This is a genomic window from uncultured Veillonella sp. (genome assembly GCF_938010505.1).
Classification (GTDB): Bacteria; Bacillota; Negativicutes; order Veillonellales; family Veillonellaceae; genus Veillonella.
This window is the reverse complement of record NZ_CALLVP010000109.1, coordinates 12,234-31,307: the sequence shown is the minus strand read 5'-3', so window position 1 is coordinate 31,307 and position 19,074 is coordinate 12,234. Positions and strand designations below refer to the sequence as shown.

Annotated in this window: 11 protein-coding genes and 1 pseudogene; all 12 read left to right on the top strand. The window is 43.1% G+C overall.

Features of this window, described 5'->3' with window-relative positions; genetic code table 11:
- On the top strand, nucleotides 1–744 hold a 744-nt coding region (locus Q0507_RS06695; RefSeq protein WP_298714184.1), incomplete at its 5' end, for an energy transducer TonB.
- A 153-nt stretch (nucleotides 745–897) separates the two neighbouring features.
- Nucleotides 898–2,843: pseudogene (locus Q0507_RS06690) on the top strand (TonB-dependent receptor).
- Between the two features lie 144 nt (nucleotides 2,844–2,987).
- Nucleotides 2,988–4,973, top strand: coding sequence for a TonB-dependent siderophore receptor (locus Q0507_RS06685; protein ID WP_298714180.1), 1,986 nt, complete (start codon nucleotides 2,988–2,990; stop codon nucleotides 4,971–4,973).
- Between the two features lie 43 nt (nucleotides 4,974–5,016).
- On the top strand, nucleotides 5,017–5,970 hold the full coding sequence (locus tag Q0507_RS06680) for an ABC transporter substrate-binding protein (protein ID WP_298714177.1): 954 nt from the start codon (nucleotides 5,017–5,019) through the stop codon (nucleotides 5,968–5,970).
- On the top strand, nucleotides 5,963–7,000 hold the full coding sequence (locus Q0507_RS06675) for an iron ABC transporter permease (protein ID WP_298714175.1): 1,038 nt from the start codon (nucleotides 5,963–5,965) through the stop codon (nucleotides 6,998–7,000). Before Q0507_RS06680 ends, Q0507_RS06675 begins: the two co-directional genes overlap by 8 nt.
- Nucleotides 7,000–7,845: an ABC transporter ATP-binding protein gene (locus Q0507_RS06670; protein WP_298714172.1), complete on the top strand. Its 846-nt coding sequence runs from the start codon at nucleotides 7,000–7,002 to the stop codon at nucleotides 7,843–7,845. The genes Q0507_RS06675 and Q0507_RS06670 overlap by 1 nt, the downstream gene beginning before the upstream one ends.
- An 84-nt stretch (nucleotides 7,846–7,929) precedes the next feature.
- The gene (locus Q0507_RS06665; protein ID WP_298714169.1) at nucleotides 7,930–8,859 is read left to right on the top strand and encodes an ATP-binding protein; all 930 of its coding nucleotides are present in this window, start codon (nucleotides 7,930–7,932) and stop codon (nucleotides 8,857–8,859) included.
- Nucleotides 8,860–8,861: 2 nt separating this feature from the next.
- Entirely contained in the window at nucleotides 8,862–10,877 is a 2,016-nt protein-coding gene (locus Q0507_RS06660; RefSeq protein ID WP_298714166.1) for a VWA domain-containing protein, read from the top strand.
- A 3-nt stretch (nucleotides 10,878–10,880) separates the two neighbouring features.
- A complete protein-coding gene (cobN, locus tag Q0507_RS06655) occupies nucleotides 10,881–14,504 on the top strand; it encodes a cobaltochelatase subunit CobN (protein WP_298714163.1) in 3,624 nt (1,207 codons plus the stop codon).
- A 1-nt stretch (nucleotide 14,505) separates the two neighbouring features.
- Nucleotides 14,506–15,417: an ABC transporter substrate-binding protein gene (locus Q0507_RS06650; RefSeq protein WP_298714161.1), complete on the top strand. Its 912-nt coding sequence runs from the start codon at nucleotides 14,506–14,508 to the stop codon at nucleotides 15,415–15,417.
- Nucleotides 15,418–15,439: 22 nt separating this feature from the next.
- Nucleotides 15,440–17,308: a TonB-dependent siderophore receptor gene (locus Q0507_RS06645; protein ID WP_298714158.1), complete on the top strand. Its 1,869-nt coding sequence runs from the start codon at nucleotides 15,440–15,442 to the stop codon at nucleotides 17,306–17,308.
- 415 nt (nucleotides 17,309–17,723) lie between these two features.
- On the top strand, nucleotides 17,724–19,046 hold the full coding sequence (locus Q0507_RS06640; protein ID WP_298714155.1) for a pyridoxal phosphate-dependent aminotransferase: 1,323 nt from the start codon (nucleotides 17,724–17,726) through the stop codon (nucleotides 19,044–19,046).
- The last annotated feature ends 28 nt before the right edge of the window (nucleotides 19,047–19,074 follow it).

The following is a 19,074-nucleotide window of genomic DNA, read 5'->3' as shown; positions in this document are numbered from 1 at the left end:
ATGGTAGACAAACGATATGGAATTCCTTTCGTAGCTGCATTGGTATTAAATCTTGTATATTGGGGTGTTGTAGGCGATTGGTTTGGTCATATAAAACCACCAGAAACGCCGAAGAAAGATTTGGTCATCAATCTTGACATGGTGCAACCGGAACCTCCTGAGCAGGAGAAGAAACAGCAAGAGAAAATGGTCTCTGATGATAAAGAAAATGCTGCGGGCGGTAAGTCGGGTAGTGTATTACCGGATTTATCGGGAAAACCGACACCGGGCTTGCAAAATCTTAACCCTTATCTAGGTGGCAATGAAGCCGCTAGTATCAATCTACATGGGAATACAGATAATCCTGTAGGTGTTCCCGGCGATGGTGATACAACAGGCCCGGGTGGTGGACCTATTGGTAATGGTGGTAAAGCAAATGACGGCCCTGGTACACAGGGAGGCAATCCTGGGACTAGTGATACGGAAGGTTCAGGGTACTTTGATATTTCGGGGTATCGTGCTAGATTAGATGCCAATAAAGTCATGCCAGCACAAGCTGTACGAAGAGGTATTACAGGGACAGTCACTATTAGGGTTTATTTTGATGGCGAAGGTAATTATGTAAGTGCTGAAATTGAGGGGAGTAGCGGCTCTAGCCTTCTTGATAATGATGCCCTTGCCCTTGCAGCTAGGTCAGGTGGGGTTACCAATACAACTGGTGAGCCTAAATCAGATGTTTTTTATATAAGATATGAACTTGAATAATGATTATATTTGGAATGAGCCTAAATTGAATTAAATGGATTACAGTTTATGTAGGGGATATGAGAAGGTTCATATCCCCTACAACCAAATTCCCACTGTAGTTCGGAGGCTACAAATTAACAGAATTAACATAGTTTTAATAAAACATATAGGATGATGAATGAAATGAATAAACGTGTATATGTGGCCACAATGATGGCGTTACTTAGTATGAGTGTAAATGGTTATGCGGTAGATATGACAACTAATTAGAATCAAGAGTCGTCCAATGTAATCAATGTAACCGCCAATCGCACAGCCCTTCTAGATTTGGACACACCTGTAGCGATGAATGTAATTACACCTGAGGAGTTAAAAAATACTGGTGCTACCACTGCTTTTGATGCGGTGGCGACCGTACCAGGGGTAACAATAAATTCTTATGGTGCTGGCGGTGCCGATTTTGGTGGCATGGATAGCCGTACGAATATTCGTGGTCTCGATCGCGGTGCACTTGTTCTTGTAAACGGTGTACCTATGAACTTAAATGGTAAGAGCGGAATTGGCTCTATACCTACCAGTGCCATTGAGCGCATCGAAGTTGTAAAGGGGGCGGCCTCTACCTTATATGGCGCAGAAGCTTTAGGTGGCGTTATAAATATTATTACAAAAACGCCGTCAAAAGAGGGCGGTTCTGCTACGGTAGCTGTAGGTAATCGAGGCTCCAAGAGATTTGATATTTCTTATGGTACTGATCGATTCCTCGTTGGTATCGATAGAAAATACTGGGGGACTCAAGATCCATCTACACCGGTGCGGTATGACTATACAGGCCGCAAGGGTTATGATTACTACACTACGCGCAATAAAGGTAATTCCTTAGGTGTGTTCATGAGCGGTAAGCTTTCAGATAAGATAACCTTAAATTATACTCGCGCTGAAAGCCGTTCCTCCTTTGGTTTGATTAGTACAGAAAGAAATCCTGTGAGACAGGCTCGTCATTCTACGACATATCATTACAAGGATGACCGTAATAATGCATCTTTGATTTATAAAGATGATAATACGACGGGAACATTGTTTTATAATGACCGTACTATGCGTGGTGAAAGCCGTGTTCATAGTGCTAAACAGTTCAAGCCGACCGAAACCAGTTATGTAGCTCGTCAATATGGTATAGATGTACAACATGAATGGGACTTTAGAGGCGGTAAGGATTATTTGATTGCCGGTGTTACAGGTAAGCAAGAAACCTATCGTGCCACACAGGCCCCTGTGTATACACGGCCTCATCGTAATACCTATGCGTTGTACAGTAGCTATTCTCGTGAAATCAATCCCAAATGGACTGCCATTTTGGGCTTGCGTTATACAGCCATTAGGATCCTATTAAGGACCAATATGTGTTAACGCCTCAGTTCCAATTGTTGCACACCATCAATAAAGATTCCTCCATGTACTTAAATATAGGGAAAGCTTACACGATGCCTAGCTTGAGTGATTCATTCCGTAGCCTGAACCGCCAATACACAGCAGTAAGTGGTAAAAATCTTAAGCCTGAAGAGGGTTGGAACTATGAATTAGGTTATAAACGTCTTAATAAGAAGGATAGCTGGAAGGTGGACGTGTTCTATATGGACTTCAAGAACTTCTTCCAATGGCAACCTGATGAAAATGGTCGCCCAACCGTTCGCGTAAACGGTGGTAAATTCCACAATGTTGGGATTGAAGCTGAGTATAGTAGACATTTATCAGATCGACTCAAAATGAGTGTAAGTGGTTCTTATTCTAATCCAAAACAAAAGGAAATGAATGAAACCTATTGGAAACAAGCGGCTCCTAAGTTACAGTTTACAACCGGCATTCATTATAAAAGCTCTACTTGGGATGCAGGCACATCTTTGAACTTTGTTACCAAACGTTTGCGCAATCGTGATGGCGGCTTGAATCCTAACATTGCTCTTTGGAATGCTTACGTTGGGTATCACTTTAACAAAGATGCTATATTACGCCTCGATGCACGTAATCTTTTGAATCGTCATAATGTGGTATCCAATGGAGATTATGAATACTGGGATGCACCATTCAATTATGAATTAAGTTATACACAAAAATTTTAATATGTATTAACGATACAATCCCCCGAGAATGCAGTAGCGGTAGGGGTATGGGTTTTGTACGGTCCTAATAAATATGTAATAATACAAATATGTAGTTTATGTAAATCGTGTGAACGTATATGTGTGTTAAGTGAGGAATTTGTTATGAAAATACAAAGTAAGCGACGTACTTCTTTACTAGTAGGATTAGCATTGATGGGGTTATCTGTGAATGGATATGCAGCAGAGGTGAGTACAGCTGTAGATACATCAACTACAGCGGTGTCTACTGAAACTAACGGAGCATCTGAAACCCATACTATTAACGTAACAGCAAATCGCATGGCTCTTTTAGATTTAGATACGCCGGCTGCGATGGATGTTATTACTCAAAAGGACTTAGCTAATAGCGGTGCTAAAAATGCATTTGATGCAGTTAATATGGTACCAGGCATTACGTCTTTTTCCTATGGTGCATCCGGTCTTGAATATGGGGCTATGGATAGCCGTGTGAATATCCGTGGCCTTGAACGGGGATCCTTGATTCTCATGAATGGAGTACCGATGAACCTCAATGGCAAGGGCGGCCTTAGTTCTATTCCGACTAGCTCTATTGAACGTATAGAAGTATTAAAAGGTGCAGCCTCTGCTTTATATGGCGCTGATGCTATGAGTGGTGTTATCAATGTAATTACTAAGACTCCAAGTAAAGAAGGGGGCTCTGCTACGGTAGGTTTTGGTAATATGGGTCGTCAAACTTATAAAATTAACTATGGCACGCCTCGCTTCTTAATTGGTGTGGAACGTAACTTCTTTGGTGCTCAAGATCCAGAAACCCCTATCCGCTCCGATATCGGCGCCTATGCTAGAGGCTATGAATATTATACAGCTCGTAACAAAGGAAATTCCTTAGGTGTATTTATGAGCGGTAAATTAAATGATAAGGTGACCTTGAACTTTAGTCGCTTTGAAGGTAATTCTTCTTTTGGACAGTTGAGTACGGAAACGAACCCTATTAAGCAAAAGCTTCACTCTACAACCTATGCTTATAAAGACACTAAAAATAATGCGTCTTTAATTTATAAAGATGGCAATACTACAGCTACTATCTTTTATAACGATAGGGATTTGTATGGTAAAAGTCGTAAGCATAGTGCTAAAGCTTTTACAGTCAATGATAGCAACTATATTGCTCGTCAATATGGTTTCGACGTACAACATGAATGGGACTTCCGGGATGGCAAGGATTATTTAATTGCTGGTGTACTTGGCAAACGAGAAACATATCGTACTACATCGGGTCCATACTATGGAAATCCACATCGCAATAGTTATGCTGTTTATGGTACATACTCCTATCAAATTAATCCTAAATGGACTAGTATTTTAGGCTTGCGTTACTCGGATATTAAAGATCCTGTGAAAAATCAACGCGTATTAATTCCTCAGTTCCAATTACAACATCGTATCAACAAGGAATCATCCATATATATGAATGTTGGTAAAGCCTTTAGAATGCCAAATCTCAGCGATTCTTTCAAGAAAATCAATAAAGACTATGCCACTGTCAGTGGTCGTAATTTGAAACCTGAAGAAGGTTGGAACTATGAATTAGGGTACAAGCACATTACCAACAAAGATAGCTGGAAAGTAGCTGTCTTCTATATGGACTTTAAAAATTTCTTCTCTTGGAAGCCGGATAGCAATGGTAAAAACACGATTCGCGTAAATGGTGGTCGCTATAGAAATGTCGGTATCGAAGCCCAATATGGTCGTAAATTAACAGATCACTTAAAAATGACTGTGGGTGCATCGTATTCTAATCCAAAACAACGAGAAATCGATAAGACCTATTGGAAACAAGCTAACCCTAAATTGCAATTTACAGGGGGTATCCATTACAATAGCTCAACCTGGACTGCAGGTACTAGCATCAACTTTGTAACAAAACGGATGAAGAACCGCGATGGCGGTACAAACCCAAATCTTATAGCTTGGAATGCATACGTAGGCTATCAGTTCAATGAAAACTCATCCTTGCGGCTAGATGCACGTAACTTGTTAAACCGTCATAATGTTATTTCCAACGGTGACTGGGAATACTGGGATGAACCATTTAATTACCAACTCAGCTATACTCAAAAATTCTAGTCTTTATGTAATCACTAATTAGAACTATACAAGGAGTATCATCATGAACAAGAAAATTGGATTTTTCATATGTTTGATGATACTCCTTTGTGTATGTATAGCGGGTTGTGGACCTCAATCGGAGGCAAATGTAATGCCATATACTCGTTATGTTGACAGTCATGATGGTGTTCAAGTTGCTGTTCCAGAGCATCCAAAACGGATTTTATCACTGTCTTCTGCGTTCGACACAATTTTATTAGGACTTATAGAACCAGAACGTTTAGCAGGCATTAATAAATTGTCTACCTATGAGGAATATTCGCTAGAGGCAAAGCGCGCAAAGCTGGTAAAACCAGTGTTGAGTTCGTATCCTTTGGAGAAAATCATAGCCTTGAAACCGGATCTCGTTATAGCGCCAGATTATATATCGGCTGATGTTATCTATGGCTTACGGCACATGGGTATAGCCACTGTTGTGGTACCTACCCCTTCTACGGTGGACGGAGTGATTCAGAATGTGATGGATATTGCTCATATTATCGGCGAAGATGAAAAGGGTAGCTTTTACATTCGGAAGATTCATCGTGAAATAGATGAAATAAAGCACCTAGCAGAATCTATTCCAATTGAGCAACGCAAGACGGTTCTCTTTGTATCATCTATGGACGGATATACGGGAACAGGAAGCCTTTTTGATGATATGTGTCACTATATGAGTATCTATAATGCACCTGATCGGATTGGCTTACCACCGCACATACCCTTTGGGGAGGAACGGGTGTTAGCCATGAATCCAGACTATATCTTTATTCCTTCCTATAAGGGAATGGATAAGAATTTGGCGGATCGATATTTAAAAAATCCGGCCTTTCAAAATCTACCTGCTATCAAGGAAAATCACGTTAAGCCCTTACCGGCAGCGTACTTATATACTATGAATCAGCATATTGGCGAAGCGATGCTAGCCATTATGTATACTGTGTATCCTCAATTAGAAAGGAATTCTCATGACTAAACAGACACAACGCATCATGGCGATCACTCTGATTGGGGTATTGCTATGTATAGTGAGCTTATTGGCACTCCATGTAGGGGCCATTATGATTCCTATTGGAGGGGGCGTCCAAAGTATTTTGAATGGTATGGGCATACCAGTGAGTTTTACTGAACCTATTTCTGCTGAACAAGAGGCGGTACTGTGGTTTATCCGCATGCCACGCCTTATCATCGGACTGCTCGTAGGCGGTGCCTTGGCAATCGCTGGCGCCGTTATGCAAGGCGTTTTCTCAAACCCTTTGGCGGATCCAGGTATTATGGGTGTATCCGCAGGGGCATCTCTCGGCGCCGTTATTGCCATTGCTCTTGGCGTGACATCTCTCGGTATGTTTTACATGCCTGCTTTTGCCTTTGTAGGGGCCTTTGTATCCGTTGGGATTACGATTCTCTTAACGTGGCGTAATAACAAACTCGACACGACTACATTGTTGCTAGCAGGGGTTGCTGTTAGTATGCTTCTCGGTGCTTTTACATCGGGTATCTTGACGATGATTAATGAATATCGCTTGCGGGAATTTTTATTCTGGATGGTAGGTGGCCTCGATTATCGTCGATGGGACCATGTTCTATTGGCGGTAGGACCTATCATGACGGGTAGTGTCATTTTGATGATGCTCGGTCGTCACCTCAACGTACTTGTCCTTGGCGATACAGAGGCACGTGCCTTGGGTTTGCCTGTTATGGTGTACCGCATGTTATTCCTGTTTTTGGCATCTGTCGTTACTGCTACTGCGGTGTGCGTCAGTGGTTCTATTGGCTTTGTAGGTCTTGTGGTACCACATATTGTGCGTATCTTAGTAGGGCCAGATCATCGAATACTATTGCCTATGGCGGCCGTTGGAGGCGCACTATTCCTCGTATTCTGTGATACATTAGGTCGCGTTATTGCCCAGCCAGTTGAGATTCGCGTAGGTATCATGACGGCTCTATTAGGGGCACCATATTTTCTATATTTACTTCATCGCTTGCGTCGTAAAGGAGGGGCCTAATGAAACTAGATGTTCAATCTCTATCTGTCACATTAGGAGACACAACCATTGTAAAAGAGGCATCCTTTGCTATTGACCGGGGCGAGTTCGTAGGCATTATCGGCCCTAATGGCTCTGGTAAAACAACGTTGTTAAAAGCATTGCGTGGCCTTTATCCTACATCTGGTGGAGATATTTTCTGGGATGGTAAAAGCATCGCTTCTTTGAGCGACAAGGAAATCGCTCATCATGTGGCGTATATGCAGCAGTCCGTCAATGTTTCCTTCGATTATGAAGCCATCGATATTGTGATGACCGCTCGTTATCCTTATTTGAAATGGTGGGAACAAGAAGGCCCTGAAGATAAAGTTATCGTTGAACAGGCTATGAAAGAGGTGGGCGTGTATCACTTGCGACATCGGTCCGTACAATCTTTGAGTGGTGGTGAACGACAACGGGTATTCTTAGCAAAGGCTTTGGCACAACAAACAGAGGTCCTATTACTAGATGAGCCGACGGCTGCTCTCGATCTAGTATATGCTGACGATATCTTTCATGAGGGGCGCAGATTATGTGACGAAGGCAAAACGATTTTAATCGTCGTTCATGACTTAGAATTAGCTGCCAAATATTGCACTAAGCTCGTCTTGATAAGCGATGGTCGCATCGTTGGTGTAGGAACGCCGCGAGATGTGCTCACTGCAGATAATTTAAAAGCTGCCTTCCACTTGTCTGCAGCAGTTTACGACGATCCATATTTCAAACAACAACGTATCTTTGTGTTCCCAAAAGGAACTACGGATATTGAGGATTATAAACAAACGGAGACTAGTGGAGAGATGTCAATTGACCCTCAACTGAAATAGATATATGGGTGCCTATATATAGGTCAGTAAATTTCCTGTTTATCTTGATATATTTGTATTGCTATTCCTAGCGAGGTTAGGCTTATGTTATATCCATTTACTGCTATTGTTGGTCAAGATGAAATGAAATTGGCCCTTTTGCTGAATGCTATCAATCCGTCCATCGGCGGTGTGTTAATTGAGGGCGAAAAGGGCACTGCAAAGTCTACGGCTGTACGTGCATTACCAAGCCTGTTACCTTCGATGGAAACAGGAGCTGATGCGATGACCGTAGTAGAATTACCTATAAATGCTACGGAAGATCGCGTTGTAGGATCTATTAATTTAGAAAAGGCCTTGCAAGAGGGTGTAAAAGCTTTTGAACCGGGGATTTTACACGCAGCACATCAAAATATTCTCTATGTAGATGAGGTTAATCTTTTAGATGACCATATTGTAGATATTTTGCTAGATGTGGCTGCTATGGGGGTAAACACTGTAGAGCGAGAAGGGGTAAGCCATTCTCATCCATCACGCTTCATCCTCGTCGGAACTATGAACCCTGAAGAGGGGGACCTAAGACCTCAGCTATTAGATCGCTTTGGGTTGTCCGTCATGGTCTATGGTGAACAGGATCCAGCCCAGCGGATGGAGGTGATTAAGCGACGTCTTGCATTTGGCGATGCTCCAGAAGCGTTTATAGCGTCTTATGAGGAATCGGAGCAAGCATTACATGAGCGCTTGCTACAAGCTCGCAAATTATTGCCAACCATTATTCCCTCCGATGATAGTTTGCTTAAGATAGCAAGCATTAGTATCGGCGTTGGCGTTGATGGCCATCGTCCAGATATTACGATGATGCACACCGCTCGCGCTCATGCAGCCTTTCACGGTCGCTCACAAATCATAGATGACGATATTAAGGTGGCTGCAACATTGACGTTAAAACATCGCATGCGGAGATTGCCTTTTGAAGAACAAGGTCACGACGAAGACCGCATCGATACAGCAGTATCTGCGGTAATCGAGGGCTAGCTATGGATACATCTGTACAAGAGGCCCTCAAAATAGGCCTTGTAAACGACCAGATACATAGCATCGTCATTTCTGGGGGGACTGGTGTCGGTAAAAGCTTTATGGTTCGTCAGTGCCTCGACACATGGCATATTCCCTATCGTGTTATACCGGTTTATATAGATAGCTCACAACTTCAAGAAAGCATCGATTTTGAAGCCTCTCTCGAGCAAGGCAAGATGATTATGTCCTCTAGTCTATTAGATGACGATAATACGCGATGCTGGCTCATCGATGATGGTCATGTTCTATCCCCAGAAGTGCGTCATGCCTTATTAACAGAGGCAAAACGCCGTCACATCTTGCTGATTATGACCATAAACCATGAGGATAGAGCCTTAACTGATGTGGAATGGGAACTCGTAGACGTACACGTATCTATGGAACCAGCTTCATTGGAATCTAGGGTAGCGGTATTACAACAAACTCGAGATGGAATTTCTTGCGCTGATACTGCGCCAATTTCAATAAAAGCAAACTCACCTGAGGATGTAGTTAGCTTAATCGATCATAAGCGGATTTCATCTATTGCCGTTCCTGATGCAATGATTTCATTAGCCATTTCCTATGTACTCCAAGCTCGTACTGTAGGTTACGGTGCAGAGTTTATATTGCTTCAAGTTATGAAATCACTAGCTCTTCTTGAGGGGGTTTCTTACTGTAAGCCCATTCATGCAGAGCGGGCCGCTCTTTATGTACTGCCTCATCGGATGAAGCGTGATGACACAACCACATCACAGCCTTCACAAGGGGAGAATGGAAATAGTAAAACGGATAGAAATCAACTAGAAAATAGGGCCGAACATGCATCGGACCAAGCTGATGAAGATGCACAATATGAAGCGGACCAAAATGATTCTATGGGGAATGAAGCAGCTCCTAAGGATTCAAACGCTAATGATGGGGCCACTCATTCTGCTATGAATAGTGCAGAAGATGCATCTTCTCAGCAAGACGATTCAAGTGAAGCTCATGGTTCTAATCAATCTAACGACTTAGATGCTACACAGAAGGAATCCTGTGATTCCGAAGCTATGAATGTAGGTGGAGACGACTCACAACGCTTATCCTCTTTATGTTTGCCCGATACGGTTGCCCGTATAGCTAACCAATTATTCCAATGGAAACTAGAATCCTCTAAAACAGTAGACCGTCAGTATCGCAAGGGCTCAGGTCGTCGCCTCATGACCAAAACAAAGGACACTAGAGGGCGTATGATTCGAGCTTACCAAGATGAACATGCGCTACAGGACTTAGCGCTGGTCGATACATTGCGTGTAGCAGCACCCTACCAACGATTGCGGGCTGCTACTAAAACGGAACAAGAAAAACTATCTACTCAGTCCCAGCAATTAAAGCATCAAGGCGGTAAGGGATTAGCTATAGTGATAAAACCTCAGGATTACCGCCGAAAAGCCCGTGAAAAGCGCATTGGTGCATACCAGCTTTTCGTGGTAGATGCCAGTGGATCTATGGCGGCGCGTCATCGTATGGAGGCCACTAAAGCGGCTATTCTCAGTCTCTTGCGAGACTCCTATATCCACCGTGATTCGGTAGGGCTCATTGCGTTCCGCAAGGAGTCGGCAGAGGTGTTATTGCCTTTTACGCGCAGCGTAGAGCGAGCAGAGCGATTGTTAACCTCTATGCCTACAGGCGGTAAAACGCCGTTAGCTCACGGTTTACGGATGGCCTATACCCTGTGCGATAGATTGTTACGTGCCCATCGGGCGGAACGAATTCAGATTATATGTATCACCGATGGTCGAGCTACGTCGGGTGATTCTGAGGACCCTGTAGCGGAGTCCAAGCAATGGGCTCGTATCCTTGGTACTTTGCCTGTAGATTGTATCGTTATCGATACGGAAACGGGCTTTATCAAACTTGGATTGGCTAAGGAATTATGTAAATTGATGAATGGCAGTTATTATGCCATGGATACTATTACGGCAGATCGTATTTTGCGAGTGTCTCGGAGGTAGATCATGAGTCGACTCATGTATATTTCTAACTTAGGAAAACAAATCCAATATATAGAAAAGGCCGTTGTTACCTACCCTGAATTGATACAAGGCGAGGTGGATATTTGCAATATGAAAAAGCCGCCTCTCTGGGACGGTGATTTTGAAAGTCGCCTTCGTGCTGCCGATGTAGTACTCGTAACAAACATGGGGGTTGGCTTAGACTCGCCATTCTTAGAACGCCTTGAACGATGGCTATATGCGCATCATCCAAAATACTGGATCGATGTGGTAGAGCCTAAGAAAACGGATATTCTGTATCGTAATATAGATGAGGATAAACGGATTCGTCTTGAAAGTTATCGTCGTACTAGTGGCATCATGAACTATGTGAGACTCATTAACGGTGCTTTCAGTACAAAACCAATTTCTGAATGGGAAGAACCTGACCGAATTCCGTGGCAAGCCATTATGGGGCGAGCAGGCAATATCTATGAGTCCTATGATGAGTTTATGGATGCCGAAGGGAACCCTGATTGGCCGTCTATCGCGGTGTACTTTTACCGTGACGAGTGGATTATGGGGGATATTTATTATCAACAGGCCTTATTTGAAGAAATTTATAAACATCAGTACAATCCGATTATCTTTTATGGGCAATACGGTTCGAATCCTCGCGTAGGCATTCCGAATATGAAATTGTCCATGAACCATCTTTTTGGGAAAGATGTATTCCCCTTTGACGTGCTTATCAACACTTGTAAATTCTCCTTCCAGTCCTTAGGGGCTCAAACCTTGGAGGAGTTAAAATTACAGGACGTACCTATCGTTCAAGGGTATACCATATACATGGATGAGAAATCTTGGGCTGAGAATCCACAAGGAGTTACGCCGTTAGATGTGAATTTATCCATATCACAGCCTGAGTTAGATGGTGTTATTCAAGGCGGTGTAGTGGCTTGTCAGACCTTTGATGAGCGTGGTCACTATGTGTATTTACCTGTGAAAGAGCGCATTGCGGCCGTCGTTCAGCGAGCTATTAAATGGTCTAAGTTGCGGTATATTCCTGTATCTGAGCGAAAGATAGCCATTATTTTACACAACTATCCGCCTAAGAATTCTAATATTGGTTCTGCAGCAGGCCTTGATACGCCTGAGTCGGTGCTACGATTATTAGAACAGATGAAAGAGGAAGGTTATACGATAGATTCTGTGCCTGATACGAGTGCAGATTTAATGGACATTGTTACATCCCACATGACAAACGACCGCTCCATGCTTACCGATGAGTTACTAGCTTCGGCTGAAGGTCGCTTGAGCAGTAAGGATTACAAGGCATACTTTGAAACACTGCCAGCAGATACGCAACAAGCTATGGTTACATCTTGGGGGGAGGCCCCAGGAGATGTATTTGTCTACGATGATGAAGTCATCATACCAGGTTTTTCAAATGGTAATCTGTGGATTACGGTACAACCGCCGCGAGGCTTTGGGGAGAATGTATCCGCCATTTATCACGATCCTTGCTTATCACCACCGCATCAATACTTGGCGTTCTACCACTGGGTTCGGAATGTCTTTGAAGCGGATGCGGTTATTCATGTAGGCACACATGGCTCCTTAGAATGGTTACCGGGGAAAGGGGCTGGTCTCAGCGCTAGCTGTTATCCTGAAATCGGTATCTCTAGTTTGCCAAATATTTACCCGTACTGGACAACCATCATTGGGGAAGGTATACAAGCAAAACGGCGTAGTTCAGCCTGTTTAGTGGGCCACTTGTCGCCACCGATGACGACGGCGGGGCTCTACGATGAATTTGAAGAGCTAGAAGCTTTACTAGATGAGCACAGTCATTTTGAACAGGAGCATCCTGAAAGTGTAGCAGACATAGGCGAAGTGATTCGCGAAAAGGCCCTGGCCTGTCACCTTATCGATGAAGAAAAGGGGCCTACTATGTTGGTGGACGATATAATTACAGAAGTTCACGAAAAGCTAAGCGACTTAAAGCATATGCAAATGCGCAATGGTTTACATATCTTGGGTCAAGGCCCTGAGGGGACAGATTTAGAAGAATTTATTACTGCTATCATACGGACCCCTCAAGGGGATATTGCATCAGGTCTTGATACGCTAGCCGCTGAGTTAGGGTATGATTGGTCGTATCTAGAGCAACATGCTGGCGAAATCAATGATGACGGAATTCGTAATAATGTGATTATCGATAGAATTTGGCAGGAATTACGAGCGTTTGTGTCTAATATTATACATAAACCAGATTATAAGGCGCCTCAAAGTTTAGAGCCTTTGGTAGATGCCATAGTTCGTGAGTATATACCTAAATTAGGTCAAACCAAAAATGAGCTCAGCTCTATCTCTAAAGCGTTACAAGGAACCTATGTTGAACCTGGCCCCGGTGGAGCTCCATCGAGTGGTCAAGTCGATGTATTACCTACGGGTCGTAACTTTTATGGTTTAGATGAAAGAGCCTTGCCTACAAAGATAGCCTACCAATTAGGTATAGAGCTTGCAGATCAAGTTATGGCTGATTATATTTTAAATGAACAGCGCTATCCCGAGACGATAGGGATTATCTTATGGGCTAGTAGCAACTCTAGAAGTCATGGTCAGTGTTTAGGTGAATTCCTCTATTTGTTGGGGGTTCGTCCTAAATGGCAATCTAACGGTCGTATTTCAGGTCTCGAGGTCATTCCGCTAGATGAATTAGAACGCCCTCGTATCGATGTGATGGGCCGCATCAGTGGTCTTATTCGAGATATGATGCCTACTGCCATTAGTTGGCTCGACAAGGCCGTTGAAATGGTGGCAGAATTAGACGAGTCCTTGGAAGACAACTACGTGAAAAAGCATATTCATGATGATGTGGATTGGCTTGTTGAACAAGGTGAAGATCCTATGCTAGCCACTAAAAAGGCGCGCCTTCGTATCTTTGGCGACCCACCACAAGCCTATGGCACGGGTGTGGGTGCCCTGATTGAAGGGAAAAACTGGGAGTCCTTAAGCGACATTGCACAAGTTTACAGCAAGTGGAGTAGCTTTCACCTGCATAAGGACATTCCTCAGGATATGAGGCTATTCCAACGGCGATTAACTACGATGGATGTAACCATTAAGAACGAAGATAATCGGGAAACGCACATTTTGAGTGCTGATGATTACTATAGCTATCATGGTGGTCTTATTGCGGCGGTGCGAAATGCAAAAGGTAGTGCCCCTCGTGCCTATGTGGGGGATAGTACAGATCGCAGCCGCGTCGTGATGCGGTCCTTATCGGATGAGTTTCGTCGCGTTGTACAAGGGGAAACGCAGAATCCGAAATTCATTCAGGCCATGATGAACCATGGCTACAAAGGGGCATCGGATATGTCTAATGTGGTTTCTCATAGTTTTGGCTGGGATGTTACCAGTGATGTGGTGCCTGACTGGGTTTATGAGGGGTATGCTAACAAATATGCCTTAGACAAAGTGGTGCAAGACTGGATGCGCAATGTAAACCCTTGGGCCTTACAGCGCATTGCAGAAATTTTGTTAGAAGCTGCTCAACGTGGTTATTGGGATGCAGCTCCAGATATGCTCGAGGAATTGCAGTCTCTATATATTTCAATGGAAGGTGTTATAGAAGGTCGTTAATATGAAACAAAGAATATCTATTATATGTACCATATTAATGATGGTACTTCTGGTGGTCGGCTGTGGTCCTACGCAAACAGGGACTACGGGCACCACACATCAAGTTACAGATGGAGCAGGGGTAGCCGTTACGGTGCCTAACGAGCCGAAGCGCATCGTTCCCATCGCTGCGAGCACAGAGGATATTGTGTTATCTTTGGTTGATCCGAGCCGAGTGGCAGCTGTTGGCACGGTGCCTAACAATGTGCCTGACGAGTCTGCCAAGGTTGAGAAACATGTGAAAGCAACTGCTGAATCCATGTTGTCTGTACAACCTGATTTAGTGTTAGTTCCAAACTGGATGTCTCCAGATGCGATTGGGGAAATGCGAAATATGCAAATTCCTGTTTACGTTTACAAGACGCCTACTACGGTAGAAGAGGCAAAGGCTGTTATCCATGAAATTGCAGGTCTTTTACATGCATCGGATGAAAAGATGATTGCTAGTATGGATGCAGATCTGAAAACTATAGAAGAACTAGCAAATAAACATACCGATGAACGACCTGTAGTGGCATTTTATACGCAATTTGGTTTAACCGGCGGCAAGGGGTCAACCTTTGATGATATGACTAAATATTTGAAAGTCACCAATGCGGCTGCTCAATTAGGCTTAGGACCTTTTGATAATGGAACGCGAGAGGATTTAATTAAAGCAAATCCGGACATTATTATCATCCCGTCGGTGGCCTATACTTCGGATGGTACTACACCGGCAACGGCAGAGCAGCTCTATTCTGATCCTGCTTTGCAAGGTGTTAAGGCCATCGCCAATCGCCGTGTGTTCCTCGTAGATTCATCGCAGGTCATGAGTTATTCCCAATTTATGACACGTGCAATGGTTTCTATGGCACAATATATATATAGTATGTGAATTAATGTGAGTGGAGGTTTTTATGAAAGTATCAAGAATGCAACGATTATCCCTATACGTAGGGTTAGCCCTCGTATTTGGTAGCACTTTGAGTGCTCCTAATGTATTAGCTGTTAAAGCTGATGATGCGAAAGAAGCGCATACCATTGTTGTTACCGCAACTCGTAGTGAACAACAGCTTTCAGAAGTGCCAGCTAGTGTAGGCGTAGTAACAGGTGACGATATTCGTGAGCGCCATGCTACGAATATGAATGAAGCCTTGAACATCGTACCGGGCGTAGATATTAATACGTACGGTGGTGGCGTAGGTTACACGAACGCCAATGCATTCCGCATCAATGGGTCTGACCAAGTATTGTATTTAGTAGACGGCATCAATATGGGCGCAGCAGGGGTGAATCCGCCGATGACTATTTTGAAAGATATGTCTAGCATTGACCGCATTGAAGTTCAACGTGGTGCAGGCTCTACATTGTATGGTTCCGGTGCCATAGGTGGTGTAGTAAACGTAATCACTGCAAAACCTGAGCAAGGGGTACAAACTAAACTTCGTGTCATGGGCGGCAGCAATGATTTAGAACAATACGCTATTACAAACGAAGGTAGCAAAAAAGATTGGTACTGGCGTGTAGGCGTACAAAAAGATATCATTGGTTCTTACAAAGATGGTCATGGCGTGCGCGTTCCTCAACATGGCAACAGCCATACTGCATCCTTCATGGTGGGCAATACAATCAATGATAAGAACGATGTAAAAATATCTTACGACACATATCGTGGTGATGTAATGTACTCCGACCATTTGGGTGCTCTCAATCACATTCGTTATGGTAATGAAGCAAATGACTCCTTACGCGCGATTTGGAACAACAAAATCAGCAATCGTTGGAGTTATCAATTATACTTGATGAACAATCATTATAAAACAACATATGATGGGTACTTAACGGATGTGAAGACTCGTGGTATTGGTGATCAAGTTACGTATAAAGCAAAAGACCATACTGTAGTAGGCGGCTTTGACTGGCGTCAAGATAAAGTGGTTAACATGGGCGGCGTGAAGCTTACGAACGCATCTTACTTTATTCAAGATGAATGGAAATTTGCTCCTAAGTGGACTGTAACGCCTGGTATCCGCGTTGACCACCATTCCTCTTTCGGTACTCATACATCTCCATCCATCAGCTTCGGCTATGATGTAAATGAGAAGACAAATGTGTATGCTGCGTATAAAGAGTACTTCTTGGCACCTACACCATACCAATTATTTGATGGTTTCAATGGCAACCGCAATTTGAAACCGGAAACAGGTCATGAATTTGATTTAGGTGTACACCACAAATTCGGTAAAACATGGAATAGTAATCTTAGCTTCTTCAGCCGTAGTACGAAGGATAAAATCGGTTGGGTTATGACTGATCCGGCAAATTTCACAGGTCAATATCACAATTTTGACACTGAAAAAGCTCGTGGCATCAATGCGGATGTGCGTAAACAATTGACTAATCACTTGTCCGCACGTCTTGGCTATACGTATACTCATATCGATGCAACACCAACTCGCAAAGCAAACCGTGATGGATATGTACCAAAACATGCTGTTAACGCAGGCCTTGATTACAACGATGCTAAATGGGATGCTCATTTGGATATTCGTGGTATTATCAATCGTCCTGGTACAGCAGATAATGTATTCCCACGTAAAACATACTGGTTGGCTGATATCAGCGCTAACTATCGTGTACGCGAAAATGTTACTGTATTTGGTCGTATCAACAATATCTTTGATACATACTATGCGGAACAATCTAGCGTTCGTTGGGGCAACCCTGGTGACTGGTGGCCAGGTCAAGGTCGCAACTTCCGTCTAGGTGTAGAAGTGACTATCTAATAGATATAACTACTGCAATGGTTCGATTATAAAGCTATACTAATAATTGATAATTACGTCGTAGTTGTTTGTATAGCTTCAAAATGTAATCTATATCATGGTGAAAGAGCCTCTCGTGGGGCTCTTTCATTTTTATTATAGTTTTTGATGGTATATTGAGACCGCACTAAGTACCATGAGAGTTATTTTCAATAACCGATAAATTAAGTATAGGTAAATAAGTATATGTTATAAAACTATAGATTTTCTATAGTAAAAGCTCTATAATATTATGTATCTATCTATATCTATATATTCGTATTTTTTGTTTTGTGATGAACCTATATATTTACTTGTATAGTAAGTGTTTTGGTACTTTCACAGTTATCAAAACCTTCCAATGGAGAAGGTTGATTTTTAGAGGAGTTGGATCGAAATGAAACAACCAGAATTATCGCCATATATGATGGCTCGTAAGCCGTCTGGCATTCGCCTAGGACAAATTAAATTCTTGGAACGTAAGAACCCGCCTATCTTGGTGAATGGTTCTATTGGTAATGTAATGCGTCCTATGCATCCCGCCATGCAGCGTAGGTTGTTTGATTTGGGCGGTGTAAACAGTCCGTTCCACAATGGCATTGTGCCGTACGTACCAACTACGGGCACTGATGAGTGTCGAGAAGCATTCCTCCACATTTTGCGCAGCCAAGGCTTTGATACAACAGGCCTCGATGTGCTCGTAACAGATGGGGCATCCATGGCGATGGAAATCATCATGCTTGGCGTATGTGGTGGTGCAGGCGAAGAGGAACGTCCTCTATTGATGTTCAACCCTTCTTATACAAACTATGACGCAGTAGGTCTTCGCATTGGTCGTAAAACGGTTACTGTTGAACGGGAGCTCAATGAAAATGGTGAGTTTGAATTGCCGTCTGTGGAGACTGTAGAGAAGCGCATTATCGAGACAAAACCGGGGGCGTTGCTCATCATTCCTTACGACAATCCGACTGGTCAACTGTTTAGCAAAGAAACGCTCATTGAATATACTAAATTGTGCGTTAAACATAATTTGTGGATCATCTCTGATGAAGCGTACCGTGAATTGGCTTATGAAAAAGGGAAAGAAACATCTAGTATTTGGGCCTTAACCGATAAAGATGTGCCTGGCATCGAAGGCCGCCGTATCAGCCTTGAAACGGCTAGCAAGGTTTGGAATGCGTGCGGACTTCGCATTGGAGCTATCATTACAGATAATAAATTGTGCTATGAAAAATCCGTTGCGGAATATACGGCAAACCTCAGCGCTAATACTTTGGGCCAATATATTTTTGGCGCATTGAAACATGAGTCCTACGCGCAATTGCACAACTGGTATGAGCAACAACGCGACTACTATCGTCAAATGATCTTTGAACTCCACAAAGGTTTTAAAGAGGCAGAACCGGACTTTATCGTGTCTCGCCCTGAAGCATCTATTTACTTTGTAATCGACGTGAGAAAGGTTGCAAAACCTGGCTTTGATGGTGTAGAATTTGCTTCTTGGTGTGCCGAACATGGTGCAGTAAGCCTTGATGATGGCAAGGAATATACACTTCTCATGGCACCGCTCAATGGCTTCTATAGCGGTAAAAACGGTAATGATAACCCTGGTAAAACACAGTTGCGTGTATCTTTCTGTGAAAACCCAGATTTATTGCGCTTGGCTCCTGAATTATTATCTAAATTATTTAGAGCTTACGAAGCACAACGAAATGTATAAAAGTAAAGAGTGCCCTCCCAAATGGGAA

Coding starts and splice junctions, on each gene's coding strand:
- Q0507_RS06680 (WP_298714177.1), top strand. CDS start 5,017: ATGAACAAGAAAATTGGATTTTTCATATGTTTGATGATACTCCTTTGT.
- Q0507_RS06640 (WP_298714155.1), top strand. CDS start 17,724: ATGAAACAACCAGAATTATCGCCATATATGATGGCTCGTAAGCCGTCT.
- Q0507_RS06645 (WP_298714158.1), top strand. CDS start 15,440: ATGAAAGTATCAAGAATGCAACGATTATCCCTATACGTAGGGTTAGCC.
- cobN (WP_298714163.1), top strand. CDS start 10,881: ATGAGTCGACTCATGTATATTTCTAACTTAGGAAAACAAATCCAATAT.
- Q0507_RS06685 (WP_298714180.1), top strand. CDS start 2,988: ATGAAAATACAAAGTAAGCGACGTACTTCTTTACTAGTAGGATTAGCA.
- Q0507_RS06660 (WP_298714166.1), top strand. CDS start 8,862: ATGGATACATCTGTACAAGAGGCCCTCAAAATAGGCCTTGTAAACGAC.
- Q0507_RS06650 (WP_298714161.1), top strand. CDS start 14,506: ATGAAACAAAGAATATCTATTATATGTACCATATTAATGATGGTACTT.
- Q0507_RS06670 (WP_298714172.1), top strand. CDS start 7,000: ATGAAACTAGATGTTCAATCTCTATCTGTCACATTAGGAGACACAACC.
- Q0507_RS06665 (WP_298714169.1), top strand. CDS start 7,930: ATGTTATATCCATTTACTGCTATTGTTGGTCAAGATGAAATGAAATTG.
- Q0507_RS06675 (WP_298714175.1), top strand. CDS start 5,963: ATGACTAAACAGACACAACGCATCATGGCGATCACTCTGATTGGGGTA.